This window comes from Phycicoccus jejuensis (assembly GCF_000720925.1).
Classification (GTDB): domain Bacteria; phylum Actinomycetota; class Actinomycetes; order Actinomycetales; family Dermatophilaceae; genus Phycicoccus; species Phycicoccus jejuensis.
The window spans coordinates 54,754-81,258 of sequence record NZ_JOEE01000010.1 but is presented as its reverse complement, the minus strand read 5'-3'; the positions used below and the strand labels follow the sequence as shown (position 1 = coordinate 81,258).

Annotated in this window: 28 protein-coding genes and 2 tRNA genes; 18 read left to right on the top strand and 12 right to left on the bottom strand. The window is 73.8% G+C overall.

Features of this window, described 5'->3' with window-relative positions:
• Positions 1-11: 11 nt before the first annotated feature.
• Both IG69_RS0117390 and IG69_RS0117385 read left to right on the top strand, forming a co-directional pair.
• Positions 12-395: a hypothetical protein gene (locus IG69_RS0117390; protein WP_157577705.1), complete on the top strand. Its 384-nt coding sequence runs from the start codon at positions 12-14 to the stop codon at positions 393-395.
• A gap of 157 nt (positions 396-552) precedes the next feature.
• The gene (locus IG69_RS0117385; RefSeq protein ID WP_030529440.1) at positions 553-783 is read left to right on the top strand and encodes a hypothetical protein; all 231 of its coding nucleotides are present in this window, start codon (positions 553-555) and stop codon (positions 781-783) included.
• Between the two features lie 84 nt (positions 784-867).
• Here the strand turns inward: IG69_RS0117385 and IG69_RS0117380 are convergent.
• A tRNA-Ile gene (locus IG69_RS0117380) sits at positions 868-944 on the bottom strand.
• 171 nt (positions 945-1,115) lie between these two features.
• Here IG69_RS0117380 and IG69_RS0117375 point away from each other — a divergent pair.
• Complete coding sequence (locus IG69_RS0117375) at positions 1,116-1,691, top strand: hypothetical protein (protein WP_030529439.1); 576 nt, start codon at positions 1,116-1,118, stop codon at positions 1,689-1,691.
• A 202-nt stretch (positions 1,692-1,893) separates the two neighbouring features.
• Positions 1,894-2,397, top strand: a complete 504-nt coding sequence (locus IG69_RS0117370) for a DUF3145 domain-containing protein (protein WP_030529438.1) — start codon at positions 1,894-1,896, stop codon at positions 2,395-2,397.
• Positions 2,398-2,520: 123 nt separating this feature from the next.
• On the opposite strand, the gene fabF is transcribed toward IG69_RS0117370, so the two are convergent.
• From fabF to argG, 6 genes are all read right to left on the bottom strand, one after another.
• The gene (gene fabF, locus IG69_RS0117365; RefSeq protein ID WP_030529437.1) at positions 2,521-3,762 is read right to left on the bottom strand and encodes a beta-ketoacyl-ACP synthase II; all 1,242 of its coding nucleotides are present in this window, start codon (positions 3,760-3,762) and stop codon (positions 2,521-2,523) included.
• Between the two features lie 75 nt (positions 3,763-3,837).
• On the bottom strand, positions 3,838-4,083 hold the full coding sequence (locus IG69_RS0117360) for an acyl carrier protein (RefSeq protein ID WP_030529436.1): 246 nt from the start codon (positions 4,081-4,083) through the stop codon (positions 3,838-3,840).
• A gap of 65 nt (positions 4,084-4,148) precedes the next feature.
• On the bottom strand, positions 4,149-5,162 hold the full coding sequence (locus IG69_RS0117355) for a beta-ketoacyl-ACP synthase III (protein WP_030529435.1): 1,014 nt from the start codon (positions 5,160-5,162) through the stop codon (positions 4,149-4,151).
• Positions 5,159-6,073, bottom strand: a complete 915-nt coding sequence (locus IG69_RS0117350; protein WP_030529434.1) for an ACP S-malonyltransferase — start codon at positions 6,071-6,073, stop codon at positions 5,159-5,161. Before IG69_RS0117350 ends, IG69_RS0117355 begins: the two co-directional genes overlap by 4 nt.
• Positions 6,074-6,175: 102 nt before the next feature.
• Positions 6,176-7,354: a PucR family transcriptional regulator gene (locus tag IG69_RS0117345; RefSeq protein ID WP_036830544.1), complete on the bottom strand. Its 1,179-nt coding sequence runs from the start codon at positions 7,352-7,354 to the stop codon at positions 6,176-6,178.
• A 170-nt stretch (positions 7,355-7,524) separates the two neighbouring features.
• Entirely contained in the window at positions 7,525-8,952 is a 1,428-nt protein-coding gene (gene argG / locus IG69_RS0117340; protein ID WP_030529432.1) for an argininosuccinate synthase, read from the bottom strand.
• 73 nt (positions 8,953-9,025) lie between these two features.
• Here argG and IG69_RS0117335 point away from each other — a divergent pair, with 73 nt between their 5' ends.
• From IG69_RS0117335 to IG69_RS0117315, 5 genes are read left to right on the top strand one after another with little or no spacing between them, the layout of a single operon-like run.
• Positions 9,026-11,089, top strand: coding sequence for a S8 family serine peptidase (locus IG69_RS0117335; RefSeq protein WP_030529431.1), 2,064 nt, complete (start codon positions 9,026-9,028; stop codon positions 11,087-11,089).
• A gap of 31 nt (positions 11,090-11,120) precedes the next feature.
• On the top strand, positions 11,121-12,173 hold the full coding sequence (locus IG69_RS0117330) for a hypothetical protein (protein WP_051750703.1): 1,053 nt from the start codon (positions 11,121-11,123) through the stop codon (positions 12,171-12,173).
• A gap of 15 nt (positions 12,174-12,188) precedes the next feature.
• Positions 12,189-13,046 (top strand): hypothetical protein, encoded by an 858-nt coding sequence (locus IG69_RS0117325; protein ID WP_030529429.1) that lies wholly within the window; start codon positions 12,189-12,191, stop codon positions 13,044-13,046.
• Positions 13,047-13,048: 2 nt separating this feature from the next.
• Positions 13,049-13,471 carry a hypothetical protein gene (locus IG69_RS0117320; RefSeq protein WP_030529428.1) on the top strand — a complete coding sequence of 141 codons (423 nt, stop codon included), beginning with the start codon at positions 13,049-13,051 and terminating at the stop codon, positions 13,469-13,471.
• Positions 13,468-14,394 carry a DUF4332 domain-containing protein gene (locus tag IG69_RS0117315; RefSeq protein WP_030529427.1) on the top strand — a complete coding sequence of 309 codons (927 nt, stop codon included), beginning with the start codon at positions 13,468-13,470 and terminating at the stop codon, positions 14,392-14,394. Before IG69_RS0117320 ends, IG69_RS0117315 begins: the two co-directional genes overlap by 4 nt.
• 34 nt (positions 14,395-14,428) lie before the next feature.
• Here the strand turns inward: IG69_RS0117315 and IG69_RS0117310 are convergent, their stop codons facing one another.
• The 3 genes from IG69_RS0117310 to fdhD form a co-directional block, all read right to left on the bottom strand.
• Entirely contained in the window at positions 14,429-14,731 is a 303-nt protein-coding gene (locus tag IG69_RS0117310; RefSeq protein WP_030529426.1) for a thiamine-binding protein, read from the bottom strand.
• A gap of 98 nt (positions 14,732-14,829) precedes the next feature.
• Positions 14,830-17,613, bottom strand: coding sequence for a pyruvate dehydrogenase (acetyl-transferring), homodimeric type (gene aceE / locus IG69_RS0117305; RefSeq protein WP_030529425.1), 2,784 nt, complete (start codon positions 17,611-17,613; stop codon positions 14,830-14,832).
• A 125-nt stretch (positions 17,614-17,738) separates the two neighbouring features.
• Positions 17,739-18,578, bottom strand: coding sequence for a formate dehydrogenase accessory sulfurtransferase FdhD (gene fdhD / locus IG69_RS0117300; RefSeq protein ID WP_036830541.1), 840 nt, complete (start codon positions 18,576-18,578; stop codon positions 17,739-17,741).
• 247 nt (positions 18,579-18,825) lie between these two features.
• On the opposite strand from fdhD, the gene IG69_RS0117290 reads away from it, so the two are divergent.
• The 8 genes from IG69_RS0117290 to IG69_RS0117255 all read left to right on the top strand — a co-directional run bounded on the left by IG69_RS0117290 (position 18,826) and on the right by IG69_RS0117255 (position 24,602).
• A complete protein-coding gene (locus IG69_RS0117290; protein ID WP_245616188.1) occupies positions 18,826-19,359 on the top strand; it encodes a PH domain-containing protein in 534 nt (177 codons plus the stop codon).
• A 35-nt stretch (positions 19,360-19,394) separates the two neighbouring features.
• On the top strand, positions 19,395-20,912 hold the full coding sequence (locus IG69_RS0117285; RefSeq protein ID WP_051750702.1) for a PH domain-containing protein: 1,518 nt from the start codon (positions 19,395-19,397) through the stop codon (positions 20,910-20,912).
• Positions 20,913-20,924: 12 nt separating this feature from the next.
• Positions 20,925-21,365, top strand: a complete 441-nt coding sequence (locus IG69_RS0117280) for a DUF3052 domain-containing protein (RefSeq protein WP_030529421.1) — start codon at positions 20,925-20,927, stop codon at positions 21,363-21,365.
• Positions 21,366-21,438: 73 nt separating this feature from the next.
• Entirely contained in the window at positions 21,439-21,918 is a 480-nt protein-coding gene (locus IG69_RS0117275) for a peroxiredoxin (protein WP_030529420.1), read from the top strand.
• 83 nt (positions 21,919-22,001) lie between these two features.
• Positions 22,002-22,074: transfer RNA gene (locus tag IG69_RS0117270), tRNA-Val, on the top strand.
• Position 22,075: 1 nt separating this feature from the next.
• The gene (locus IG69_RS0117265) at positions 22,076-22,924 is read left to right on the top strand and encodes a Nif3-like dinuclear metal center hexameric protein (protein WP_030529419.1); all 849 of its coding nucleotides are present in this window, start codon (positions 22,076-22,078) and stop codon (positions 22,922-22,924) included.
• The gene (locus IG69_RS0117260; RefSeq protein ID WP_030529418.1) at positions 22,921-23,661 is read left to right on the top strand and encodes a zinc ribbon domain-containing protein; all 741 of its coding nucleotides are present in this window, start codon (positions 22,921-22,923) and stop codon (positions 23,659-23,661) included. Before IG69_RS0117265 ends, IG69_RS0117260 begins: the two co-directional genes overlap by 4 nt.
• On the top strand, positions 23,658-24,602 hold the full coding sequence (locus IG69_RS0117255) for a reverse transcriptase-like protein (protein ID WP_030529417.1): 945 nt from the start codon (positions 23,658-23,660) through the stop codon (positions 24,600-24,602). Before IG69_RS0117260 ends, IG69_RS0117255 begins: the two co-directional genes overlap by 4 nt.
• 43 nt (positions 24,603-24,645) lie before the next feature.
• On the opposite strand, the gene IG69_RS0117250 is transcribed toward IG69_RS0117255, so the two are convergent.
• Positions 24,646-25,233 (bottom strand): maleylpyruvate isomerase N-terminal domain-containing protein, encoded by a 588-nt coding sequence (locus IG69_RS0117250; protein ID WP_051750701.1) that lies wholly within the window; start codon positions 25,231-25,233, stop codon positions 24,646-24,648.
• Positions 25,234-25,284: 51 nt separating this feature from the next.
• On the opposite strand from IG69_RS0117250, the gene IG69_RS0117245 reads away from it, so the two are divergent.
• Positions 25,285-25,758, top strand: a complete 474-nt coding sequence (locus IG69_RS0117245) for a GNAT family N-acetyltransferase (protein WP_030529415.1) — start codon at positions 25,285-25,287, stop codon at positions 25,756-25,758.
• A gap of 24 nt (positions 25,759-25,782) precedes the next feature.
• Here IG69_RS0117245 and IG69_RS0117240 read toward each other — a convergent pair whose 3' ends face one another.
• A complete protein-coding gene (locus IG69_RS0117240) occupies positions 25,783-26,349 on the bottom strand; it encodes a GNAT family N-acetyltransferase (RefSeq protein WP_030529414.1) in 567 nt (188 codons plus the stop codon).
• Between the last annotated feature and the right edge of the window lie 156 nt (positions 26,350-26,505).

The window sequence follows — 26,505 nt, the reverse complement described above, 5'->3', positions numbered from 1 at the left end:
CAGGCATGAATATGCCTGGCTCTGACGATGAAGACGACCGCGAGGCGCGGCTCTATCGCGACAACGTGGACCCGTGGGTGCTTGAAGTGATCGCGGCGGAGGATCCATGGATGTCCTACGAGGCGGCAATGGACGCAGCGGGCGCGGTTGTGGATGACATGACCTGGCTGCCGCACGGCGGTGCGGTCTACACACAGTGGATGGGACTCAGCGACCTGTTTGATGCTCCGAAACTCGATCACGTGGCCCCCGAAGACGCCCAGCGCGTCCTTCGAGTGGCTGCAGAGCGCTGGCTAGCCGGAGGGGACGAGCGAGCAAGCAGCCACTGGGCTCGGTGGTGCGACACGGACTTCTGGAGCGAGACGTGGCCGGACCGTCCTCTACATCTTGACTGACCTCCGGAAATGCCGCGGGTGGTGTGGCTTCGACCTAGGGTCTAATCGTGACCAACCGCGAGCAGACGTACGGCGCAAGCCTGCTTCCGGGCTTTGCACTGCTGGTCTTGGGCATCGCCGGGTTGGTGTTAGCCACTTCTTGGGCACCTACCGCAAGGTGAGCAAGAAGAACGACCTGCTGTATCTGAATGACAAGAACTTCCTGCTCCTCTGCGAGGACGCCGGTGTCTTCAACAAGAACGCGCGACTGCTGCTGACAGAGAAGTTGGACACACGGAACCGCTGCGGACATCCGACGGGCTACGTGATCGGGCGCGAGGAGGCCGTCGTCGTCATCGAAAGCCTCATCAACAACATCATCAGCGACGCGATGATGGACTGGACGTAGCCCTGACCGGAGCCCTCTGGGAGCCCTTCAACGGCCACCGGATGCAGTGAGGGCACCCGAGCAGGGCCGCGACCAGCGGATATGTGGTGGGGCGTGTCGGGCTTGAACCGACGACCGACGGATTATGAGTCCGCTGCTCTGACCGACTGAGCTAACGCCCCGGGCCGTGACGCTTCGGCCACGGGTGCGCCGAGCCTAGCGGTGGCACGACGTCGTCCGGACGGCGGTGGGCGGCCGTGAGGACACAGGGCAGGGACGTTGCGGCGACAGGTGCGGCACAGCCCGGCCCGTGACCGTGGGTGCAGATGGTCCCCACGACGAAGGAGCACCCCATGGACCGACAGACCAGGACCCTCGCGATCGGCGGGGTCGGTATCGCCGCCGCCGTCGCGCTCGGCCTCACCGGCGCCTCGCTCGCCGGGGCGGCCGACACGACGACGAGCACCGCCGCGCCGTCGGCGTCGGCGTCGGCCTCGCCCGGCACCGGCGCCGATGCCAACGGCGGGGGCTCGTCGAGCGGCACCCTGCCCGACGGGGGTCAGGCCGGCGCCGACGGGATGCCCGGCGGTGGGCGCGGCGGGATGATGGACGAGGGCGGCACGCTCACGGCCGAGGCCGCGAGCAAGGCCGTCGCGGCGGCGCAGGGAGCCGTCGACGGCGGGACGGTCAGCGGCGTCCGCGCCCTGTCCGACGGCAGCTACGAGGTGACCGTCACCTCCGACGCCGGCCGTGTCGACGTGCTGGTCTCGGCGCAGTTCGCCGTCACCGGGACCGAGGAGCACGGCGGCCCGGGCGGGATGCCCGGCGGCGGGCAGGGCACCGGCGGCGGGCAGGGCACCGGCTCGAGCGACCCGAGCGACGCCAACGGCACGAGCAGCACGAGGACCTCGGGCGCGACGACGATTTGACGGGCCACCGCGGCCGGGGCACCCGCACCACGAATCCGTGTGATCTCTGGTGCGGGTGCGTCGTGTGGGGCAGACTGTGCGCAGACAACCGGCACGCGTGGCGTGCCCGCAGACGCGAGACACGGCACGAACCGGCCCACGGCTCGAGCGGCGACGTTGGGGAAGACGTCCACCGCACGACAAGGAGACCGGGATGTCCGCGATGCAGCGCGCCACCACGCGTGGAGTGGTCTACGTCCACTCCACGCCCAAGGCGCTGTGCCCTCACGTGATCTGGGCGATCGAGGGAGTCCTCGGCGTCCGCGTCAGCGTGGACTGGACCGCCCAGCCGGCCGCCCCCGGGATGGTCCGTGGCGAGCTCAGCTGGGCCGGCGAGGCCGGCAGCGGCGCCCGCATCGCGTCGGCGCTGCGCGGCTGGGAGCACCTGCGCTACGAGGTGACCGAGGAGCCGAGCCCCGGCTCCGACGGCTCGCGCTGGTCGCACACCCCCCGCCTCGGCATCCACCACACGTGGACCTCGGCCAACGGCGACGCGGTCGTCAACGAGGACCGGCTGCGCGAGGTCGTCGTCCTCGCCCAGGGCAGCCCCGAGGCGATGCAGGAGATGATCGAGGAGCTGCTCGGGCTCGAGTGGGACGAGGAGCTCGAGCCGTTCCGCTACGCCGGCGAGGGTGCGCCGGTCCGCTGGCTGCACAAGGTGGGCTGACGCTCATCGCGTGCTACACCGCAGTAAGTGTCGTTCCAGCGACACGTACTGCGGTGTAGCTCGCAACCAGAGCGCGACGAACGCCCCCGGACCTGGTCGGTCCGGGGGCGTTTCGGCTGCGGCTCAGATGCTCTTGACGACGAGCGCGACGTTGTGGCCGCCGAACCCGAAGGAGTTGTTGAGCGCCGCGATGTCACCGTCGGGCAGCGTGCGGTGCTCGCCGCGGATGACGTCGAGGTCGATCTGCGGGTCGAGGTCCTCGATGTTGATGGCCGCCGGCGCCGTGCGGTGGTGCACCGCGAGGACGGTCAGCAGCCCCTCGAGCGCGCCGGCCGCGCCGAGCAGGTGCCCGGTCATCGACTTCGTCGCGCTGACCGGCATCGCGTCGGCCGCGGACCCGAAGGCGCGGCGGATGGCGTTGGCCTCGGCCACGTCGCCGACCGGGGTCGAGGTCGCGTGCGCGTTGATGTGCACGATGTCGCTGTCGGTCAGCCCGGCCCGCTCGACGGCGGCCCGCATCGCGCGGGAGGCGCCGGCGCCCTCGGGCTCCGGGGCGGTGATGTGGTGGGCGTCGGCGGACATCCCGATCGAGGCGAACTCGGCGTAGATGCGCGCGCCGCGGGCCTTCGCGTGCTCGTACTCCTCGAGCACCATGACGGCCGCGCCCTCGCCCATGACGAAGCCGTCGCGGCCGGTGTCGTAGGGGCGCGAGGCGCCGGCGGGGTCGTCGTTGCGGGTCGAGAGGGCCTGCATCTGGGCGAAGCCCGCGAAGCAGATGGGGTGCGTCGCGGCCTCCGTGCCACCGGCGACGACGACGTCGGCGCGGCCGTCACGGATCATGTCGTAGGCGGTGCCCATCGACTCCGCACCCGACGCGCAGGCCGAGACGGTCGTGTGGGCACCAGCGCGCGCGCCGAGCAGCAGCGACACGTTGCCGGAGGAGGTGTTGGGCATGAGCATCGGCACCGCGAGCGGGAAGACGCGGCGGACGCCCTTCTCGCGCAGGTTGTCCCACTGGTCGAGCAGCGTCCACACGCCACCGATGCCGGTGCCGATCGCGACGCCGAGGCGCTCCGGGTCGACCTCCGGCGAGCCGGCGTCCTCCATGGCGGCCTGCGAGGCGATCACGGCGTACTGCGCGCTCGGGTCCATCCGGCGGACCTGCACCTTCGTGAGGACCTCGAGCGGGTCCTGCGCGATGGTGCACGCGAAGTGGACCGGCATCTCGTACCGGTCGAGCATCTCCTGGGGCAGGGGCTTGGCCCCGGACCGTCCGGCGAGGATGCCCTCCCACGTCTCGGCGATCGTGCCGCCGAGGGGCGTGGTGGCACCGAGTCCGGTGACGACGACGCGACGCTCGCTCATGGGTGCTGCAGCTCCTTGTGGGTGCGGGTGGGGACCGGCGCGGCCTCCCGGTCGGGGAGGCCGCGCCCGGTGGGGTCAGCCCTGGTTGGACTGGATGAACGTGACCGCGTCGCCGACCGTCGTGAGGTTCTTGACCTCGTCGTCGGGGATGCGGACGCCGAACTTCTCCTCGGCGTTAACGACGATCGTCATCATCGACAGCGAGTCGATGTCGAGGTCGTCGGTGAAGGACTTGTCCATCTGGACCTCGGCCGGGTCGAGGCCGGTCTCCTCGTTGACGATCTCGGCGAGGCCGCTGAGGATCTCCTGCTGGTCAGCCATGTGCTGTCTCCTTCGGTGTGGGTGGGGTGGTGCTTCGGCCCGGGTGACCCGTGGGCCCACGGGAGTCAGGGGATGACGACGACCTGCGCCGCGTAGGACAGGCCCGCGCCGAACCCGATCTGCAGCGCGAGGCCGCCGCTCGGGATCTCGCCGTGGCGGACCATCCGCTCCATCGCCAGCGGCACGGAGGCCGCGGAGGTGTTGCCGGTGTACGCGATGTCGCGGGCGATCGGGAGGTCCGCGGGCAGCCCGAGCTTCTTGGCCATCGCGTCGATGATGCGGACGTTGGCCTGGTGGGGGATGAACGCGTCGAGCTGGTCGGCGGTGATGCCGGCGGCGTCGAGCGCCTGCTGGGCCACGGGGGCCATGCCCCAGACCGCCCAGCGAAAGACGGTCTGTCCGGCCATCCCGATGTGCGGCCAGCCGAGCTGCTTCTCGTGGACGTCGATCCAGGACTCGGTCTGCGAGATGGCCTCCCACTGCGCGCCGTCCGAGCCCCACACGGTCGGGCCGATGCCGACGGTGTCGGACCGGCTGACGACGGCGGCGCCGGCGCCGTCCGCGAAGATGAAGGCGGTGCCGCGGTCGTCGAGGGAGGTGAAGTCGGAGAGGCGCTCGACGCCGACGACGAGCACGTGCTCGGCCTGGCCGGTGCGGACCATGTCCGAGGCGAGCGAGATGCCGTGGCAGTACCCGGCGCACGCGGCCGAGATGTCGAACGCCGCGGCCGTGGACCCGAGGCGCTCGGCGACCAGCGGTGCGGCGGCGGGGGTCTGGTAGGGCCAGCTGACCGTCGCGACGATGACCGCACCGAGGTCGGCGCCGGTGATGCCGGCCATCTCGAGCGCGGGGGCGGCGGCGAGCACGGACATGTCGATGACCGACTCGCCCTCGCCGGCGAAGCGGCGCTCGATGATGCCCGAGCGCTCGCGGATCCACTCGTCGGAGGAGTCGATGCGCTCGACGAGCTCGCTGTTCGGGACGACCCGGCGCGGCCGGTACCCGCCGATGCCGGCGATCCGGGAGTGCGTGACCGGGCCGGCGGTGAGGTGGCCGGTGCCCTTGGGGGTGGGGCTCATGCGGAGTGCTCCTCGATGAGGGTGCGAGCGGCGTCGAGGTCCTCGGGTCCCTTGACCGCGAGCAGCTCGACCCCCTTGAGGGCGCGCTTGGCGAGCCCGACGAGCGTGCCCGCCGGGGGCAGCTCGATGATCGCGGTGACGCCGAGCGCGGCGAACCGGTCGGAGCAGAGGTCCCAGCGGACCGGGTTGGAGACCTGGGCGACGATCCGGTCGAGGACCTCGCGGCCGTCGGTGACGACCTCGCCGTCGCGGTTGGAGACCAGCGGCACGGCGGCGTCGGCGGGGGACAGGTCGCCGGCCGCGCTGGCCAGGGCGTCGACCGCGGGCTGCATGAACGAGGTGTGGAAGGCGCCGGCGACCTTGAGCGGGATGACCCGGGCGCGCGTGGGCGGCTCGGCGGCGAGGGCCGCCAGGGCGTCGAGCTCGCCGGCGGCCACGACCTGGCCGGCGGCGTTGACGTTGGCCGGCGTGAGGCCGTGCGACTCGATGGCCGCGAGGACCTCGGTCGGGTCCCCGCCGACGACCGCGCTCATCCCCGTGGGGGTCGCGGCGCTGGCCTGCGCCATCTCGCGCCCGCGCAGGGCGACGAGGCGCATCGCGTCGTCCTCGGCGAGGACCCCGGCCGCGGCGGCCGCGGTGATCTCGCCGACGGAGTGGCCGGCGAGCGCGCCGACGCGGCTGGTTCCGCCGAGGGCGCGCACGGCGAGGAGGCCGGCACCGACGAGGAGGGGCTGGGCGACCGCGGTGTCCTTGATCGTGTCCTCGTCCGAGGTCGTGCCGTGGGCGACGAGGTCGACACCGGCGGCATCCGACAGGGCGGTGAGGTGCTCGCGGGCACCGGGCAGCTCGAGCCACGGGGCGAGGAAGCCCGGGGTCTGGGAGCCCTGACCGGGGCAGACGATGATGATCACGTGCCCCAGCCTGCTATCCGGCGGGGTCGCGGCCCGGGACGGGCGGGGACGAACCTGTCGGGCGCCTTTTGTGGGATCCCCACAATCTCTGTCAGCGGGGCCTCAGGGACGCGGGGCGGTGCGGGCGGCCGGGCCGAGGCGGTGGAAGGCCAGGGCGAGCCGCACCGTCTGGGCGTCGTGGGCGTCGGTCAGGTCGTAGCCGGTGGCCTTGGCGATGCCCTGGAGCCGGTAGCGCACGGTGTTCGGGTGGACGATGAGCGCCCGCGCGGTGCCCTCGACCCCGACGCCCCCGTCGAGCCACGCCTGCGCGGTCTCGAGCAGCGAGCCACCGCTCGCCTCGAGCAGCGGGCGCACGATCCGGGCGGTGAGGGCGTTGCGGGCCGGGAGGTCGCCGAGGAGGGCGCGCTCGCCGAGGAGGTCGTCGGCGAGGACCGGACGGGGCGCGGCCGGCCACGCGGGCGCGGCGGTGTGGCCGGAGATCGCCGCCCGGGCCGAGCGCCCGGCGGCGAAGAGGTGGGGGACCGTCGGGCCCACGACGAGGGGGCCGTCGCCGAGGTGCGGGTCGAGGGTCTCGGCGAGGGCGACGGGGTCGACGACGCCGCCGCCGATGCAGACCACCCGCGGGCCGTGGATGGCCACGAGCAGCTCGACCCCGCGGCGGCGGGCCGTGCGGTGCAGCTCGCCGAGCACCGGTCCGGTCGCGCCCGACGGTGTCGAGCCGACGACGACCGCGACGCCGCTCACCGCGCCCCAGCCGAGCGCCGCGGCCCGCGACTGCATCGACTCGTCCGCCTCGCCACGGATCACGGCGTCGACGACGAGGGACTCCAGCCGGGCGTCCCACGCGCCGCGCGCCTCGGCAGCCTCGGCGTAGACCTCGGCCGCGGCGAAGGCGACCTCGCGGCTGTAGCGCAGGACGGCCTCGCGGGCGAGGTCGCCCTCGCCGGGGGCGGCGATACCGGCGATCTCGCGCTCCACGACGCCGATGCTCGTCCGGAGGAGGTCGAGGGTCTGCGCGAGGCTGATCGAGCGGGTCAGCTCGCGCGGGGCGGTGCCGAAGACGTCGGCCGTGGCCGGCGCGCGCTCCTGGTCGCCGCCGAACCAGTCGATGAAGCTCGTGATGCCCGCCTGCGCCACGAGCCCGACCCACGAGCGGTTCTCGGCGCTCAGGGCGCGGAACCACTCGTGGTCGGTCTCCATCTGCCGGACCGCGGCCGCCCCGAGGTCACCGGCGGCGCGGCTGACCCGGGTGCGGGTGTCCTGCGAGGCGGTGGGCGGCACGCGGTGAGTCTATTTGTGCGGCCCGGACAAGGAGCGGCGGGCGACGTCCCGGGGCGCGGCCGGTGGACACCGACGGCCCGAGACCCCGGAACGTCCGCGAGACCCCGGAACGGATCCGGGGTCTCGTGGACATTTCGGGGTGACCCCGAAATGTCGAGGCGGGTGGGGCGTCAGTCGGTGCCGGACTCCAGCGCCGCGTGGTCGAGCGCCTGCTCGGCGTCGCCCGAGGCCTGCGGGTTGTCGGTGATGCGGTCGTAGCCGCCGGCGGGCAGCTCGCCGAACAGGGTGCCGTTCTCGACGAGCAGCTGGCCCTGGTCGTTCGGCTGCTCGGCGTAGAGCTCGAGCTTGGCGCGGCTGTCGGCGATGTCGAGGTTGCGCATCGTCAGCTGCCCGATCCGGTCCTGCGGGCCGAAGGCGGCGTTCTCGACGCGCTCCATCGACAGCTTGTCCGGGTGGTAGCTGAAGTTCTCACCGCGGGTGTCGACGATGGAGTAGTCCTCGCCGCGCCGCAGCCGCAGGGTGACCTGGCCGGTGACGACGGAGGCGATCCAGCGCTGGATGGCCTCGCGGAGCATGAGGCTCTGCGGGTCGAGCCAGCGGCCCTCGTACAGCAGCCGGCCGAGGCGGCGACCCTCGTTGTGGTAGTTCGCGATCGTGTCCTCGTTGTGCACGGCGTTGAGCAGCCGCTCGTAGGCGATGTGCAGCAGCGCCATGCCGGGGGCCTCGTAGATGCCGCGCGACTTCGCCTCGATGATGCGGTTCTCGATCTGGTCCGACATCCCGATGCCGTGCCGGCCGCCGATGGTGTTGGCCTCGTGCACGAGCGCGACGGGGTCGAGCGCCTTGCCGTTGATCGCGACCGGGCGGCCCTCGACGAACGCGATGGTCACGTCCTCGCTCTCGATGGCGACGGCGGGGTCCCAGAAGCGGACGCCCATGATCGGCTCGACGACCTCCATCGACTCCTCGAGGTGCTCGAGCGTCTTCGCCTCGTGGGTCGCTCCCCAGATGTTGGCGTCCGTCGAGTACGCCTTCTCCTGGCTCTGCCGGTAGGGCAGGTCGCGCTCGGTCAGCCAGGCGCTCATCTCGTGCCGCCCGCCGAGCTCGTGGACGAAGTCGGCGTCGAGCCACGGCTTGTAGACCCGCAGGTTGGGGTTGGCGAGCAGCCCGTAGCGGTAGAAGCGCTCGATGTCGTTGCCCTTGAAGGTCGACCCGTCGCCCCAGATCTCGACGTCGTCGGCCTGCATCGCGCGCACGAGCAGCGTGCCGGTCACGGCCCGGCCGAGCGGCGTCGTGTTGAAGTACGTGCGCCCGCCGGTGCGGATGTGGAACGCGCCGCAGGCGATGGCCGACAGGCCCTCCTCGACGAGCGCGGCCCGGCAGTCGACGAGGCGCGCGACCTCGGCGCCGTACTGGCCGGCGCGGTCGGGGACGGTGTCGATCTCGGGCTCGTCGTACTGGCCGAGGTCGGCGGTGTAGGTGCAGGGCACCGCCCCCTTCTCGCGCATCCACGCGACCGCGACGGAGGTGTCGAGACCCCCGGAGAAGGCGATGCCGACGCGCTCGCCGACGGGGAGGGAGGTGAGGACCTTGGACATGGTGCAAGGATATACAGGGTTCTGCATACATCCAAACTCGTATCACGGAGCCCGGTCCGGTGCTCCTCCCGTCGTGGCCACCCCTCACCGACCCCCAGCGGTCCACGTCAACGGCGTCCCCGTCGAGGTCCCCGACGGCGCCCGGCGGCGCGGGAGCGGCCCGCGCGTCGTGGCCCGCTTCAGCGGACCCGTGCTGGGGCACTGGGTCCCGGCGCTGCGGCGGGCCGGCGCCGAGGTCGCCTTCTGGTGCCCGCCGCGGGGGGCCTGCCTCACGGTCCGGCGCGACCGGACCGCCGAGGCCGTCGGCCGCCTGCCGTTCGTCAGCGGGTTCGTCCCGTACGACGAGGCGCTGTGCCGCAGGCCACTCACCCCGCCGGACGACGGACCCGGGCGGACCTGGCTCGACGTCGTGTGCTTCTCGCACTCCGTGCGCCCCCTCGTCGTGGCCCGGCTGCGCGAGCTGGGGGCGACGGTCCTCGACCAGGGACGCAGCAAGGTGCGCATCGAGTGGCCGGGGGACCCCGCGCCGGTGCGGGCCCTCGTCGGCGTCAAGCTCGTCGAGCGGCCCCGCCTGCCGCGCACCGCCACCGCCGGCCTCGCCCCCGACCTCGGGTGGGCCGCGGCCGGCGGATGGCGTGACGACCTCGACGGTGACGGCGAGGTCGTGGCGGTGTGCGACACCGGGTTCGACACGGGCGACCCCCGTACGGCGGTCGCCGACCTGCGCGGGCGGCTGCGCCACCTGCGCTCCTGGCCCCTCGGCCCCTCGTGGACGCCGTACGTCACCAACCCCGGCGCGGACGACGGCCCCGCCGACGTCGCGAGCGGCCACGGCACGTTCGTCACGGGCGTCGTGGCCGGCGACGGCGCGCAGAGCGGCGGACGCAACCGCGGCGTCGCCCCCGGGGTCGAGGTCGTCGTCGAGGCGATCGAGCAGTTCGTCGCCGTCGCGCCGGGGCACCCCGAGGTCGGCCCGTCACGGCACGCCCTCGCCGGGCGTCCGACCGACCTGCGCGAGCTCTTCGACGACGGACGCAGGCGCGGCGCGCGCATCCACGTCGCCGCCTGGGGGACACCCGCCGGGGGCGCCTACGACAACGACGCCTACGAGGCCGACCTCTTCCTCCACGAGCACCCCGACACCGTGCTCCTCGTCGCGGCGGGCAACGGCGGGTCCGACCGGGGCGGCGACCGGGTCGCGGACCCCGGGTCCGTCGAGTCGCCGGCCTGCGCCAAGAACGTCCTCGCCGTAGGGGCCACCGAGGGGTCGACGCCGAACGGGTTCCCCGGCACGTGGGACCGGCTGCAGACCGAGGGCCGGCGCTTCGCCGACCCCCGCGACCGCGCCGACGCCACGAGCGGGCAGCCCGACCGGATGGCCCCGCTGTCCGCCGCCGGGCCGACGCGGGACGGCCGGCGCAAACCCGACCTCTGTGCACCGGGCACCAACCTCGTCGGACCCCGCTCGACCGTCGCCACCGGCCGCGGCTGGGGGCTGGCTTCTCCCGCACCGCACTACGTCGTCGACGGCGGGACGAGCGCCGCCGTGGCCGCCGCCGCGGGCGCCGTCGCCCTCGTGCGCCAGGGCTGGCGCCGGGAGCGGGGCGGCCACGCACCGGCGGGGGCGACGCTCAAGGCGCTGCTCGTCGTCGGGGCGACGACCGTCCGCAGCCGCGACGGCTCCCGCCCCGAGGACCCGCGCTGGTGCGGCTTCGGCCGCGTCGACGTCGACGGGTCGCTGCCCCGGCCGGCCGACGGCAGCGAGGTGCGCATCCTCGAGAACGCCACCGCCTCCAAGGCCCTGCGGACCGGCGGGACGCGTGGCTTCAGGGTGCGCGTCCCCGACGGGGGCCGGCTCCGGGCCGCCCTGTGCTGGTACGACCTCCCGGGGGAGCGCCTCGTCTGCGACCTCGACCTCTCGCTCACCGGACCCCTCCCTGCGTCGCCGCCGGTCCACGGCAACCACGAGCCCGGCCGACCCGACCGGCCCGGCGTCCCCGACCGCGTGAACACGGTCGAGGTCGTCGACGTCGACGGGCTGGCCGGCGGCACCTGGGTGCTCGCCGTCCACGGCGCGAACATCCCCCAGGGGCCGCAGCCCTACGCCCTCGTCGTCAGGACGTGGCCCGCGGGCTGACCGCACCCCACCCACCGCAAGGAGAGCCACCATGGCCAGCACCACCCGCCGCCGTCCGGCGAAGACGGCCGCCCGGGCCCGCACGCCCGAGCGCGAACCCACGACCACCGTCCCGGTGACCCCGGCGCCGCGCACCGCGGCGCCCGTCGTCCCGGCCCCCGCCGCGGCCCTCGCCGGCCTCGGCGCACCCGCCGGCCTCGGGGCCGGGGTCGCGGCCGCCGACGTCAGCGGTCAGCTCCGGGCCGTCGCGCCCACCTTCGGCGACGTCCTGAAGTCCATCGGCATCGGCGTCGCCGACTCGCAGGCCGCGCTCGACCAGGGCGTCATCGACACCGTCAACGAGCTCGCCGACACGAACATCACCGTCGTCACCGACGTCATCCAGCACCTCGACGACGACGGCCTCCCCGTCGCCGCCGACACCGAGCTCGTGAGCACCGACCTCTCGGTCCTCAACTTCTTCATGCCGACCGTCCACGAGTGGAAGCGCGTCGCCCTCTCGATGGACCTCTCGTGCGGGGCGTTCAACGAGAGCGACGGGCTGACGTTCAGCGCCAAGCAGTCCGGCGGCGGGATCGGGGGAGCGGGCCTGTTCTGGGGCTTCCTCGGGGTGAACTACGAGTACGGGTACGAGAACACCCAGGACGTGCGGACCTCGCACGAGCAGGAGGCCAGCTGGTCCTCCGGCGAGGTGCGGCTGGATGCCATCCTCGGCCCACGCACGACCGGCAAGCTGCCGGTGCCCAGCCAGGTCGCCATCGGCCCGCAGATCGTCTTCTCGCAGGGGCCGGTCAAGGAGACCGCCGTCGCCGGCGCGGGCGTCAACCGCTCGGTCGACGTCGTCGTCACGGTGCGCAAGGCCGGTGGCGACGTCAACCCCGGTGTGCCGCTGCGGATCGAGGCCGGGGGGCTGCGCACCAGCTTCTCGACCACCGCGCCGTTCACCGGCAACAGCACGAACGCGGAGGGCCAAGTGCTCGTCACCGTCACCCGCAACGTCCCGAACGCCGGCGCCGCCGGCGCCCGCGTCACCCTCGTCGCCCGGCTCGGCGCGATGAGCCAGAGCTACGCGCTCACGATCTGAGAGAAGGAGAGTCCCATGGCAGACACCGACGTGAGCGGTCAGCTCAACACCGCCGGCATGGCCTTCGGCGACCTCGTCCGGCTCACCGGGCAGGCCGTCGCCAGCACGCAGCAGGAGCTGAACAAGACCGCGGCGGACACCACGTCCGCGCTGTCGCAGACGCTCGTCGACGTCATCGCGGTCCAGGAGGTCGAGTACGACGACGCCGGCACCGTGACGGGCGCGCAGACCTTCACGCAGAAGCTGCCGCTCATCGACGTCGTCGACCCCGTCCTCTACGAGTGGAAGCAGGTGCGCCTCCAGGGCCGCTTCTCGGCGTCGCAGTTCGCGACGACGCAGTCGAGCGACAGCTACGTGCACAGCAACACCGACTCGCACGGACAGGCCGGCATCGGCCTGATCTTCGGGGGCGGCTACAACAACTTCCAGTACGACTCCTCGCAGGCGCACGTCGACACGCGCTACCGCTCCGAGAGCTCGGTCGGCCTCCTGCGGATGAACGCCATCCTCGAGCCGCGCCACGACATCGGGGTGCCGCGCCCGCGCCAGGCGGTCGTCGGGCCGTCGATCAGCATCGACGCCGGCCCGATCACCGACGTGGGCGGGCCGCCGGCGGAGTCGAGGACGATGGAGGTCGTCATCACCTACGAGAACGTCGACGGAGACCCCATCCCGGGCAAGACGCTCGCGGTCGACTCGGCGGGTGTGGCGTGGGAGTACGTCGGTGGCGTCGACCAGACCGACGGGGACGGACAGCTGACGATCCTCCTGACCCGGACCTTCGTCGACGAGACCGCCGACCGCACCCCGGTCGACGTCGTCGTCAGCGTCCGCAAGGGCATCGTGTCCGAGTCCACGACCGTCACGTTCTGACCGTGGCCACCGGCGACCCCTCGCCGACCGCGGGGAGCGGCACCCGGCAGACCGAGCTGGGTGCCCTCCTCGCGGGCACGGTCACCGCCGTCGTCGAGGCGCAGGACCTCCTCGACGAGCACGCCCGCGCCCGGGCCGCGGAGTACGCGGCCGCCGCTCCGGGCAGCCTCACCCTCCCGCCGCTCTGGTACGCGTTCGACGAGGCGTCGGTCGACCTCGAGCTCTCGACCGAGGCCGTCCGCGTCGCGTCGGACGACGGTGGCCCGGCCCGCACGCGCCTGCTGTGCCGGACGGTCAACCCCGTGACCGTGGGCGTCTACGGCTACCGCTCCGCCGCCGGCACCCGCGTCCGGCTCACCCTGACCCCCCAGCGCGTCGCCCCGACCCCGCTCCCGGCGACCGAGGAAGGACCCCCGTCGCCATGACCCCACCCCAGGTCCGCACGACGCTCGACCCCGGCCGGCTCGCCGCGCTCGAGCGCATCGGCGTCGACCGCCTCGTGACGGTCGACGGCATCACCGGTGTCTTCACGCCGGTCACGGGCGCCGACCCCGCCGCGTCCGGGGAGAACCTCGAGAAGATCGTCGACGCCCTCCGCGGCGAGCTGGCCTCGGCCCGCGCCGAGAACGCCGCGCTCGAGGCGAAGCTGGCCGCGCTCGCCGACCCGCCCCGCTCGTCCGACGACCTCGCCGACGGGTTGCAGCACGCGCTCGACGGCATCGCCGAGCGCCTCGGGACGATGGGCAACGGTACGTCGAACTTCGCCGTGCGCGAGTTCACCCTGGAGTCCAAGGTGCACGTCGACGTCACCGCCGTCGGGACCATCGGCTTCCAGTTCGTGCGCCCCGGCGACCAGGTCAACGCGGCCGCGCTCTCGACCGTCTCGATGACCGTCGTCCCGGTCCCCAAGCCGCCACCGGACGAGGTCGTGGCCGCGCCGGTCGTCGAGCGTCCGGTCGAGGACATCGACGGGCTGACCGACGCCCAGGTGGCGACGCTGCGCGGGGCGCACGTGACGACGACGAGCGGGTTCGCCCGGCTCGCGACCCGCGCGACCGCCTCGGCGAGCCTCGTCAGCCTGCTCGGCGTCGACCGCGAGGAGCTCGGCCGGTTCACGGTGCTCGCCGGGCTGCTCGGCGTCCCCGGGGTCGACCGGACGAACGCCGCGGTGCTGCACGACGCCGGCGTCACCGACGTCGCGACCTTGGCGGCCGCCGACCCGGCGGACCTCGTCGAGCGCTACCGGGTGGCCGCGAAGCCCCGGCGGGCGCTCGGCACGACGCCGAGCCTCGCCGAGGCCACCCGCTGGGTCGAGGCGGCCGCCGCGCTGACCACCACCCCGGCCTGAGCGGCGTCCGCTCGGGCGGGACCAGCGGTGGGGCTCAGCCCTCGCCGAGCACCTCGTCGATGCGCTGCACCTTGGAGGTGAGCATCCCCGTGTGCCCGGGTCGGATGTCGGCCTTGACGACGAGCGAGACGCGCGGGTGGCGCGCGGTCATCGCCTCGGTGCACTGCTTGAGGACGCCGAACACCTCGTCCCACTCGCCCTCGAGGTTGGTGAACATCGCGTTCGTCTCGTGGGGGAGGCCGGAGGCGCGGACGATGCCGACCGCCTCCGCGACGGCCTCGGCGTAGGAGCCGGTGTCGTCCGGGCGCGCGGGGGCGATGCTGAAGGCGACGATCATCGGGCTGCTCCTGGGGTGCTCACCCGTCGAGAGTAGAGAACACGCCGCCCGCGACGGTGCGCGGGCGGCGTGTCCTGTTCACTCGACGGGGTGGGCGGTCAGCTGTCGCCGCCCTCGTTGCCGGACGCGCCGGCGGTCACGTCGTGCAGCCGGTAGCGCTTGGCCGCCTCGGCCGGCACCGACGCCTCGACCTCGCCGCGCTCGGCGAGCACCTGCAGGGCGCGCACCGCCATCGACGGGCCGTCGATGTGGAAGTAGCGACGCGCCGCGGGGCGGGTGTCGGAGAAGCCGAAGCCGTCGGCGCCGAGCGACGAGAAGTCACCGGGCACCCACTGCGCGATCTGGTCCTGGACGGCCCGCATGTAGTCGGACACCGCGAGGACCGGGCCCTGGCGACCGGACAGCTGCGAGGTCACCCACGGGGTGGGCGCCTCCTGCTCCGGGTGCAGGAACTTCGCCTCGTCGCACCGGAGCCCGTCACGACGCAGCTCGTTCCACGACGTCACCGACCAGACGTCGGCGGCGACGTGCCAGTCGTTGCGGAGCAGCTCCTGGGCCTCGAGCGCCCACGGCATCCCGACACCCGACGCGAGCAGCTGCACGCGCGGGGCGTCGTCGCCGATGCCCTCGGTCGAGCCCTCGGCGTAGAGGTACATGCCCTTGAGCAGGCCCTCGCGGTCGAGGTTCTCGGGCTCGGCCGGCTGCGCCATCGGCTCGTTGTAGACCGTCAGGTAGTAGATGACGTTGCGCTGGTCGTCGGTCAGCGACTCGTCCGTGCCGTACATCCGGTGCAGACCGTCCTGGACGATGTGCGCGATCTCGTACGCGAACGCCGGGTCGTAGTGCACGACGGCGGGGTTCGTCGCCGCGAGCAGCGGGCTGTGGCCGTCGGCGTGCTGGAGGCCCTCGCCGGTCAGCGTCGTGCGGCCGGCGGTGGCCCCGATGAGGAAGCCGCGCGTCATCTGGTCGGCCGCGGCCCACACCGAGTCACCGGTGCGCTGGAAGCCGAACATCGAGTAGAAGACGTAGATCGGGATCATCGGCTCGCCGTGCGTCGCGTACGACGTGCCGGAGGCCGTGAACGCCGCCATCGAGCCACCCTCGTTGATGCCGAGGTGGAGGATCTGGCCGTTCTTGGCCTCGCGGTAGGCGAGCATCAGCTCCGCGTCGACCGGCGTGTAGCGCTGGCCGTGCGGGTTGTAGATCTTGATCGTCGAGAAGAAGCTGTCCATCCCGAAGGTGCGCGCCTCGTCGGGGATGATCGGCACGATCCGCTTGCCGAACTCCTTGTCGCGCATGAGGTCCTTGAGCAACCGGACGAAGGCCATCGTCGTCGCGACCTGCTGCTTGCCGGAGCCCTTCTTGACCTGGCCGTAGGCCGAGTCGTCGGGCAGGTGGATCGGGACGTGCGTCGAACGACGCTCCGGCACACCGCCACCGAGCTTGGCGCGGCGCTCCATCGCGTACTGGATGACCTCGTCGTCGGCGCCCGGGTGGAAGTACGGCGCGTTGTACGGGTCCTTCTCGAGCTGCTCGTCGCTGACCGGGATGTTCAGCGAGTCACGCAGGTTCTTGAGGTCGTCGAGCGTGAACTTCTTCATCTGGTGCGTCGCGTTGCGGCCGGCGAACGAGGTGCCGAGGCCGTAGCCCTTGATCGTCTTCGCGAGGATGACTGTCGGCTGGCCGGTGTGCTCGACCGCGGCCTTGTAGGCGGCGTACACCTTGCGGTAGTCGTGGCCGCCGCGCTTGAGCTTCCACCAGATGTCCTCGTCGGACCAGTCGGCGACCATCTTGCGAGTGCGCGGGTCGCGCGCGAAGAAGTGGTCGCGGACGTACTTGCCGTCGTTGGCGCGGAAGGTCTGGTAGTCACCGTCCGACGTCGAGTTCATGAGGTGGACGAGGGCGCCGTCGCCGTCGGCGGCGAGCAGCGGGTCCCAGCCGCGGCCCCACACGACCTTGATGACGTTCCAGCCGGCGCCGCGGAAGAACGCCTCGAGCTCCTGGACGATCTTGCCGTTGCCGCGCACCGGGCCGTCGAGCCGCTGGAGGTTGCAGTTGACGACGAAGGTGAGGTTGTCGAGCTCCTCCTGCGCCGCGATCTGCAGGGCGCCCCGCGACTCGGGCTCGTCCATCTCGCCGTCGCCGAGGAAGGCCCACGTGTGCTGCTGGCTCGTGTCCTTGATGCCGCGGTTGTGCAGGTACTTGTCGAACTGCGCCTGGTAGATGGCGTTCATCGGGCCCAGGCCCATCGACACCGTCGGGAACTCCCAGAAGTCCGACATCAGGCGCGGGTGCGGGTAGCTGGGCAGCGCGAGCGGCGAGCCGTCGACGACGTGGCTGTGCTCCTGGCGGAACCCGTCGAGGCGGTCGGCGCTGATCCGGCCCTCGAGGAAGGCGCGGGCGTACATGCCGGGGGAGGCGTGGCCCTGGAAGAAGACGTGGTCGCCGCCGCCCGGGTGGTCCTTGCCGCGGAAGAAGTGGTTCATGCCCACCTCGTAGAGCGTCGCGGCCGACGCGTACGTCGAGATGTGGCCGCCGACGCCGATGCCCGGCTTCTGGGCGCGGTGCACGACCATCGCGGCGTTCCAGCGCAGGAGGGCGCGGAAGCGGCGCTCGGTGTCCTCGTCGCCGGGGAACCACGGCTCCTGCTCCGGGCCGATCGTGTTGACGTAGTCGGTCGTCGTCAGTGACGGGACGCCGACCTGCATCGACCGGGCCCGCTCGAGCAGGCGGAGCATGAGGTAGCGGGCGCGCATCCGTCCCGGGCCGTCGATGACGGCGTCGAGGCTGGCGAGCCACTCGTCGGTTTCGCTCGGGTCGATGTCCGGCAGGTGCGTCGGGATGCCGTTGAGGATGGGGCCGACGTCTTCGTGGAGGGCCACGCGCACGTCCTTTCAGCGGTCGCGGTCCGTGCCCCGGTCGGGGGCCGGACCACCCATCCTTCACCCTCGCGCGGCCCGCGTCACAATCCGGGTCCGTGCTACTGGACGGTACGTCGAGCCGCAGGTCACGCCGGGGGGTCGGGCACCCGGTCCGGGCGGGAGTACAGCGAGATGCGCCCCTCGCGGACGAAGGCGGCGAGCGTGATGCCCGCGTCGGCCGCGAGCTCGACGGCCAGCGAGGTGGCCGCGCCCACCGCGACGACGACGGGGATGCCCGCGACCGCCGCCTTCTGGACGATCTCGAAGCTCGCCCGGGCGCTGACGACGAGGACGGTGCCGGACAGCGGCAGCTCGCGCTCGCGGGCCAGCCCGCCGATCACCTTGTCGACGGCGTTGTGCCGGCCGACGTCCTCGCGGACGGCGAGCAGCGTGCCGTCGGCGTCGGCGACGCCCGCCGCGTGCACGCCGCCGGTGCGCTCGAAGGTCGCCTGGTGGGTGCGCAGCGCGTCGGGCAGGCCGGCGAGGACGGAGGCCTCGACCCGCACCGCGTCGGCGGCGACGTCGAAGCGGCTCGCGGTGCGCACGGCGTCGAGGGACGCCGAGCCGCACACGCCGCAGGCGCTCGTCATCGACTCCGTGCGCTCGCGGGCCGGGCGCAGGAGGGAGACGCCGGGGGAGAGGGCCGCCTCGACGACGTTGAAGGTCGGCGAACCGTCGGGCCCGACGTCGGTGCAGTGCATCATCGTCGCGACGTCGTGGGCCGAGGCGACCATCCCCTCGGTGAGCAGGTGACCGAGGGCGAGGTCGAAGTCGTCGCCGGGGGTGCGCATCGTCGTCGTCACGGAGCTGCCGTCGACCCGGACCTCGAGGGGCTCCTCGACGGCCACGGTGTCGGGGCGCCGGTCGACGACCGCGCGGCCGAGGTCCATCCGCGTCCGCGGCACCCGTGTCGTCACCCGTCCCACGGCCCCATTCGAGCACACCGGGCCGCCGGTGTTGCGCGGAGCGGAACGGCGGGTGCCGACCGGCCGGCCGCGTCCTCGCGTCGAGCGGGTGAGCGCGACGGAGACCACGACCCCGCCGGAGGTCGGCCTGCGGGTCGACGTCGACGGCATCGGCACCAACGACCACCGGGCGGTCACCGGCTTCCTCTCCGCGCCCTGACGGCCCGGGCACCCCACCGCCGTCGGGGCGCTGGGGCAGACTGGGCGCGTGCCCGAGACCCCGCCTCCCGCCGTGACCGCCGACCCCGGTGCGCCCTCCGGGCCCGTCACCCTGCGCGGCGGCGACCTGCCCTGGCGCACGGTCGCCCCGCAGCTCGCGACGGTGCGGCTCATCACCCTCGCGGTCGTCCTCGCGGTGCCGCTGCTCGCGACCGTCGTCGTCGCGCTGCTCGTCACGCCGTGGGTGTGGCTCGGCACCCTCGGGCTCGTCCTGCTCGGCGCCTGGGGGGCCTGGCTGATCTCGCGCCAGGTGAGCGCCATCTCGTGGGTCGAGCTCGACGAGGAGCTCGTCATCCGCAAGGGACGCCTCTTCCGCAGCCTCGTCAGCGTCCCCTACGGGCGGCTGCAGTACGTCGACATCCAGTCCGGGCCGCTGGCCCGGGCGTTCGGCATCGCCTCGTGCGAGATCCACACCGCCTCCCCCGAGAGCGGCGGCTCGCTGCCGGGGCTGCCCACCGAGGAGGCCGAGGCCCTGCGGGCGCGGCTCGCGGCCCGCGGCGAGACCCAGCGGGCGGGTCTGTGACCACACCGGGGGGAGCGCCCGACGGGATCGGGACCGTGCAGGACTCCGAGGACGTGGACGGCTGGCAGCGGCTGCACCCGCTCTCGCCGCTGCTGCGCGGCGGCGTCGTGCTCATCGCGGTGCTCGGCTACGCCGTCAGCCGCCTCGTCGACTCCGTGCTCTCCTCGCTCGACCCCACCGCCGAACCCGACACCGGCGCCGACTACGAGCTCGCGTGGACGAGCCACCCGCTCCTCGCCCTCGGCGCGCTCGTCGTCGTCATCGCCGCCGTCGCGGCCGTCGGCTGGGTCAGCTGGCGGTTCTCGCGCTTCCGCGTGGCCGCGGGGCAGGTCGAGCTGCGCACCGGTGTCCTCTTCCGCCAGCACCGACAGGTGCGGCTCGAGCGGGTCCAGGCCGTGGAGACGACGCGCCCGCTGCTCGCGCGCCTCGTCGGGCTGAGCCAGGTCGTCGTCCAGTCCGCCGGCGGCTCCGACTCGCACCTGACCCTCGCCTTCCTCGGCGCCGACCGCGCGGAGGAGGTGCGCGCGCACCTGCTCGAGCTGGCCGGCCGCTCCGACGAGGCCGCCCGGCCGGGGATGCCTCCTGCCGCCGAGCACGACCCCGGGGTCCCGGTCGGTGCCACGCCCCGGGCCCCGGCGGTCGAGCCGCCCCCGCTCGTCGTCGTGCCCAACGGGCGCCTGTTCGTCGCGACGATCCTCCACGGTTCGACGATCGTCCTCGGGGTCATCCTGCTCGGCGCCGCCGTCACGGTGGGGGTCGCCGAGGCCGGCCTCGCCGTCCTGGCCGGGGCGCCGGCCCTGCTGCCCGTCGTCTTCGGCCTCGGCGTCAGCCGGGTCAAGGAGCTCCTCGTCCACGGCAACTTCTCCATCGCCCGCACCGGCACGGCCCTGCGCGTCCGCCACGGCCTGACGGACCTGCGCGTCTCGACCGTGCCGGTGCACCGCGTCCAGGCGGTCGAGGTGCTCCAGCCCCTCTGGTGGCGGCCGTGGGGATGGTGGCGCGTGCGCGTCAACGTCGCCGGCGTCCACGGCGGCGACAACGACGACGACGAGACCGTGATGCTGCCCGTCGGCACCGCCGACGAGGCGCTCACCGTCCTCGCCGCGCTCGGCGCCCACCCCGAGGACCCTGTCCTGCTCGAGGCCCTGCACGGCGCCGGCGGGGAGCACGGATGGGTCGGACCTCCGCGCGTCGCGCGCTGGCTCGACCCGTGGAGCTGGCGGCGGACCGGCTACGCCCTCGCAGAGCACGCCGTCTACCTGCGCACCGGGCGGTTCACCCGGCGCACCGTCGTCGTGCCGCACGCGCGCATCCAGTCCCTCGGCCTGGCCCAGGGTCCGCTCCAGCAGCGACTCGGCCTCGCCAGCGCCCGCCTCGTCTCCACGCCCGGCCCGGTCGGCCCGGACGTCCCGCACCTCGCGCAGGCGGACGCCGAGGAGCTGCTCGAGCTCGTCGGTCGCCGCGCCCGCGAGGCGCGGCGACTCGCCGGCCACCCCCTTGCACCCGGCCACGCGCCGTTGGTGGACTTTCCCCAGAACGATCCCCGAACGTGAGAGGTTGACACCGTGAACACCCCGACGCCGCCCCCGGTCGACCCCGGGTCCAGCGCCCCCGGAGCCGTCGAGCGACTCGGCTTCGCCCCCGAGCAGGTCGTCCAGGAGTTCGGCTGGGACGCCGACGTCGACGAGGCGCTGCGCGTCGCCGTCGAGGAGGCCTGTGGCGGTGAGCTCGAGGACGACGAGTACACCGGCGCCGCCGACGCCGTGCTCCTGTGGTTCCGCGAGGAGGACGGTGACCTCGGCGACGCGCTCGTCGACATGGTCGGCGTCCTCGAGGAGGGCGGGTTCGTCGTGCTCCTCACGCCGCGCGAGGGGGGCGAGGTCGACCCGACCGAGATCGACGAGGCTGCGGTGACCGCCGGCCTGCACCTCGCGGGGACGTACAACGCGTCGGGGGAGTGGCGGGCGCACAAGCTCGTGGCCCCGAAGGGCAACGGCCGCCGCTGACCGGGGTTGCACACCGTGGGGGGTACTCGTCACCGGTCGGCCGCGACCACTCCCCAACTGGCAGGATGGACGCATGACCCCCGCTCCGAGCCCCCTCGCCGTCGGCGACGTCGCCCCGGACTTCACGCTGCGCGACCAGAACGGCGCCGACGTGACCCTCTCGGAGCTGACGGCCGAGAAGAACGTGGTGGTCGTCTTCTACCCGTGGGCGTTCTCGGGCATCTGCACCGGGGAGCTCGACGAGATCCGCGACCACCTCGAGCGGTACGTCACCGACGACCTCCAGGTGCTCTGCGTCTCGTGCGACGCCGTGTTCAGCAACCGCGCGTGGGCCGACATCCAGGGCTACTTCTTCCCGCTGCTGTCGGACGCCTGGCCGCACGGCGAGGTCGCCCGCGCCTACGGCGTGCTCAACGAGGCCAACGGGGCCTCGCTGCGGGGCACCTTCCTCGTCGGCCGCGACGGCCGGGTCGCGTGGACGCTCGTCAACGGCCCGGGGGAGCCGCGCGACTTCTCGGCCATCCCCTCGGCCGTCGCCGCGCTGGCGGTCTGAGCCCGGGTGGACCGACCGGTCCGCACCCGGACCTGCCATGATGTCGGCGGTCGGTGGCGCCGCGCACGGCGGGCCACCGCCCGGGGCCTGTAGCTCAGCTGGTAGAGCGCCGCGTTTACACCGCGTCGGTCGTCGGTTCGATCCCGGCCGGGCCCACATGAGCGACGACGCCCTGACCCTCCGCGAGGTGCTCGAGGTGCTCGAGCGCCTCTACCCGCCGGCCACCGCGCAGTCGTGGGACCGGGTCGGTCTTGTGACCGGCGACCCCGACCAGCCCGTTCGCCGCGTCCTCCTCGCGGTCGACCCGACGCTCGAGGTCGTCGAGGAGGCCCGCTCGCTCGGGGCCGACCTGCTGCTCACCCACCACCCGCTGCTGCTGCGCGGCGTCCACTCCGTGGCCACGACCTCGGCCAAGGGCGCGACGGTGACCGGCCTCGTCGTCGGGGACGTCGCGCTGTACGTCGCCCACACGAACGCCGACGTCGCCGACGAGGGCGTCTGCGAGGCGCTCGCCGACGCGTGCGGGCTGGCCGCGACCGAGCCGCTGGCCGTCGTCGAGGGCCAGGCGCTCGGCCGCGTCGGCGACCTGCCGTCGGCGCTGCCGCTGCGCGCGTTCGTCGAGGGGCTGGCGCGGCACCTGCCGCCGACCGCCGGCGGGGTCCGGGTCTCCGGTCCGCCGGACGCCCCGGTGCGCCGCGTGGCGCTGCTCGGCGGGGCGGGGGACGACCTGTTCGACGAGGTCCGGGCCAGCGGCGCCGACGTGTACGTGACGGCCGACCTGCGCCACCACCCGGCGCTCGAGGCCCGCGAGGAGGCGCGCGGCGGCACCCCGTACCTCGTCGACGCCGGGCACTGGGCGAGCGAGTGGCTGTGGCTGGCCCGTGCGCAGCAGGCGCTGGGTGCGGCCCTCGGCGACGACGTGACTAGGGTGGAGACCCACATCAGCACAGTGCGCACCGACCCGTGGACCTTCCTCGTCGGTGCCGACCTTGGAGGTACCCCGTGAGAGCCGACTCGTCCCGTCAGCAGCGGCTGCTCGACCTCCAGGCCATCGACACGCGGCTGGACCAGCTGGCGCACGCCCGCCGGACCCTGCCGCAGCTCGCGGAGCTCGAGGACCTCGCCGGCAAGGCACGCCTCCTCGAGGACCAGCTCGTCCGCTCGCGCACCGAGCTCGGCGACGTCCAGCGCGAGGTCGCCAAGGCCGAGGCCGACGTCCAGCTGGTCCGCGACCGCGCGGCGCGCGACCAGGCCCGGCTCGACTCGGGCACCGGCACGGCCAAGGACCTCCAGGCGCTGCAGCACGAGATCGTCTCGCTCGCGCGTCGCCAGGGCGAGCTCGAGGAGGTCGAGCTCGAGGTGATGGAGCGCGCCGAGGCCGCCGAGCACGACGTCGCCGAGCTCGAGCGCGGGATGGGCGAGCTGACCGCCCGCATCACCGCGCTCGAGACCGCCCGCGACCGTGAGACCGCGCGCCTCGACGACGAGGCCGGCCACGTGGCCGCCCCGCGCGACACCGTCGCCGCCGAGGTCGGGGAGGACCTCGTCGCGCTCTACGAGAAGATCCGCAAGAGCTCCGGCGGGACCGGCGCGGCAGCGCTGCACCAGCGCCGTTGCGGCGGCTGCCGGCTCGAGCTCAACCCCGTCGAGATCCAGCGCCTGCGCTCGGCCGACGAGGACGAGGTGCTGCGCTGCGAGGAGTGCAACCGGATCCTCGTGCGCACGCCCGAGTCCGGGCTGTGAGCCGCCGGCTCACCGTCGAGGCCGACGGCGGGTCGCGCGGCAACCCGGGCGTCGCCGGGTACGGGGCGCTGGTGCGCGACACCGAGACCGGCGCGCTGCTCGCCGAGCGTGCGGAGCCGCTGGGCAAGGCGTCGAACAACGTCGCCGAGTACCGCGGCCTCATCGCGGGGCTCACCGCGGCGCACGCGATCGACCCCGGGGCGGTCGTGCTCGTCCGGATGGACTCCAAGCTCGTCGTCGAGCAGATGGCCGGGCGCTGGAAGATCAAGCACGAGGACATGCGCCGGCTGGCGCTCGAGGCCCGCGACGTCGTCGAGGCCATCAGGGCCGCGGGCGGGGCGGTGCGCTACGAGTGGATCCCACGCGCCGAGAACAAGGACGCCGACGCCCTCTCGAACGACGGCATGGACGGCCTCACCGTCCATCGCGACCACGGGGGTGGGGCGTCGTCGGGTGAGGCCGACGCTGCCGGTGGTGACGACGAGGCGTCGGGCGGCGCGGCGTGCGCGCCGGTCCCGCGTCGCGACGGCACGCCGGTGCGGGTCGTGCTCGTGACCGAGGCGGAGGGGAGCGCGGCGCAGCAGGCCGCGCGGTCCGTCGAGCGCCTGCTGGGCGGCGCGCCCCGGTGCCTGCTCGAGGCGGGCACCGAGGCCTCGACCGAGACGGCCGCCGAGGTCGGTGACGCGCTCGGCGTCGACGCGGTCGTCGACGCGGCCTGGGCCTCGGCCGCCGCTGCTCCGACGGCCTGGGAGCGGGTCGTCTCCCGTGGCGGCACGACGGTCGTCGTCTGCCCGGCCGCCGTCGTGCAGGCGGCCCTGGGGCACGTCCTCGGGATGCCGGCCGAGCGCCACGACCGGCTCGCGGCGGCGCCGGGGTCGCTCACCGGGGTCGAGGTCTGGACCGACGGCGACGTCTCGGTGGCCTTCACCAACCGCACCTGAGGAGTCGCCGGCCGGTGCGGTCGATGACGTGCGGGGTGGGGCCTCAGCCCAGCGCGTCGGGGTCCCAGGGCACGGCGTCGCGTGGGAGCGCCTCGGCCGTGCGGCGGGCCAGGTCGAGGGCGGCCGGCGGTGGGGTGGCGTCGAGGTCGAGGTCGACGAGGTGGACGACGTCCTCGACGGCCCAGGACGCGAGCAGGTCGCCGCTGGTCAGCACGTGGCCCTGGAAGCCGTGGTGCCCGTCGGGCAGGGCGCCCGACGCGGCGAGCACGCGGTCGGCGACGTCGAGGAGCCGGGCGACGGCTGCCGCGGGCCGGCGGTGGGCGTCGGTCCACCGCCGCTGGTCCATGAGCACGAGCACGGGGTCGTCGCCCGAGCCGGCCTCGGCGTAGGCCGCCCAGTAGCTCGCGGCATCGACGGTGGCGGGGCCCGCCGTCCGCCGGGCGAGACCGCCGAGCAGCTCCTCCCATCCGGCGAGCACGTGGGCCACGACGTCGAACCGGGTCCATCCCGCGCAGCGCGAGGGCTCGAAGAGCGCGGGCTCCGGGAGGTCGCGGACGGCGTCGGCGACGGCGGCGACGGACGCACGGAACGCGGCGAGACCTTCGGCGTGGTCGACGGTCAGCGGGGGCACCCGACCACCCTCGCACCGGCCGGGCCGGTGCGGGCGGGTACGGTCGCGCCGATGCCGCTGACCCGACCGCTGACCCCGGACGACCTCGACGCCCTGCTGCCGCTCCAGGAGGCGGGGGCGGTCGCCGCGCTCGGTCACATCTTCCCGCAGGAGACCCACCCCTTCCCGGCGGCCGAGGTGCGCTCGCGCTGGGTGCACGAGCTGGCGGACCCGGGCATCCGGTCCTTCGCGGCGGTCGAGGACGGCGAGCTCGTCGGGTTCGCGGCGGTGCGCGGGGCGGAGCTGTTCCACCTCGGGACGGCGCGCCCGACGTGGGGGAGCGGGCTCGCGGCCCGGCTGCATGACGAGGTCGTCGCGGCGATCGCCCGCGACGGGCACGCGGTGGCGTGGCTGCGGGTGTTCGAGGAGAACCGGCGCGCCATCCGGTTCTACGAGCGGCGGGGATGGGTGGCGACCGACGAGGTGTCGTGGTCGCTCTTCCCGCCGCACCCCGTCCTGCGGCGTTTCGAGCTGCCGCTGCGGTGAGCCCCCGCCCGGGCGGACGGCGCCTCAGCCGCCGAGGATCGCCATGAGGTGCACGTCGACCCACCCGTCGTCGAAGCGCAGGGCGTCGCGGCCGGTCCCCTCGTGGACGAAGCCGACCTTCTCGTAGACGTGGCGGGCGCGCGGGTTGAAGGCGTACACCTCGAGCGTGATGCGGTGCAGGCCCATCGTGCGCAGGCCGTGCTCGACGACGAGCCGCGTGGCCTCGGTGCCGAGGCCACGCCCGCGTCCGGCGCGACCGACGAAGGTCCGGAAGCCGCACGAGCGGTTGGCGGGGTCCCAGTCGTTGAGGACGACCTCGCCGACGACGGCGGCCGTGGTGTTGTCGACGACGGCGAGGACGAGCCGGTCGTCGGCGACGGCCCAGGACTCGTAGATCGCGCGGAGCCGGGCGGGGTCGATCGGCGGCGGCGAGTCGCCCGTGCGGTGGACGGAGCCGGTGAGCTCGGCGACCTCCGGGTCGTCGCGGACGACGGCGTCGAGGAGAGCGGCGTCATCCCCCGTGACCGGCCGGAGCGTCACGAGCTCGCCGCGGAGGGTGGGCTTCTCGCTGAACGGCGTCGCAGGGGCCATGCCCGTCAGCCTCCCCGCCGGACGGTCGGGCGATCAAGCGGGTTCTCGGCGCCGTGCGACGCCCGGGTCCCTGCCGCGCCGGCCCGAGGACGCAGAGGAGCGCGACCCGCTGTTGTTCGCGTCACCCCCTGACGCAGTCATGATGAGCGGTCGGAC

Bases quoted from the DNA above. Each gene is read 5' to 3' on its own strand.
- argG (WP_030529432.1), bottom strand. From the start codon at position 8,952: ATGTCCAAGGTCCTCACCTCCCTCCCCGTCGGCGAGCGCGTCGGCATC.
- IG69_RS0117375 (WP_030529439.1), top strand. From the start codon at position 1,116: ATGGACCGACAGACCAGGACCCTCGCGATCGGCGGGGTCGGTATCGCC.
- IG69_RS0117325 (WP_030529429.1), top strand. From the start codon at position 12,189: ATGGCAGACACCGACGTGAGCGGTCAGCTCAACACCGCCGGCATGGCC.
- IG69_RS0117360 (WP_030529436.1), bottom strand. From the start codon at position 4,083: ATGGCTGACCAGCAGGAGATCCTCAGCGGCCTCGCCGAGATCGTCAAC.
- IG69_RS0117265 (WP_030529419.1), top strand. From the start codon at position 22,076: ATGAGCGACGACGCCCTGACCCTCCGCGAGGTGCTCGAGGTGCTCGAG.
- IG69_RS0117315 (WP_030529427.1), top strand. From the start codon at position 13,468: ATGACCCCACCCCAGGTCCGCACGACGCTCGACCCCGGCCGGCTCGCC.
- IG69_RS0117240 (WP_030529414.1), bottom strand. From the start codon at position 26,349: ATGGCCCCTGCGACGCCGTTCAGCGAGAAGCCCACCCTCCGCGGCGAG.
- IG69_RS0117330 (WP_051750703.1), top strand. From the start codon at position 11,121: ATGGCCAGCACCACCCGCCGCCGTCCGGCGAAGACGGCCGCCCGGGCC.
- IG69_RS0117275 (WP_030529420.1), top strand. From the start codon at position 21,439: ATGACCCCCGCTCCGAGCCCCCTCGCCGTCGGCGACGTCGCCCCGGAC.
- IG69_RS0117310 (WP_030529426.1), bottom strand. From the start codon at position 14,731: ATGATCGTCGCCTTCAGCATCGCCCCCGCGCGCCCGGACGACACCGGC.
- IG69_RS0117355 (WP_030529435.1), bottom strand. From the start codon at position 5,162: ATGAGCCCCACCCCCAAGGGCACCGGCCACCTCACCGCCGGCCCGGTC.
- fabF (WP_030529437.1), bottom strand. From the start codon at position 3,762: ATGAGCGAGCGTCGCGTCGTCGTCACCGGACTCGGTGCCACCACGCCC.
- IG69_RS0117390 (WP_157577705.1), top strand. From the start codon at position 12: ATGCCTGGCTCTGACGATGAAGACGACCGCGAGGCGCGGCTCTATCGC.
- IG69_RS0117370 (WP_030529438.1), top strand. From the start codon at position 1,894: ATGCAGCGCGCCACCACGCGTGGAGTGGTCTACGTCCACTCCACGCCC.
- IG69_RS0117245 (WP_030529415.1), top strand. From the start codon at position 25,285: ATGCCGCTGACCCGACCGCTGACCCCGGACGACCTCGACGCCCTGCTG.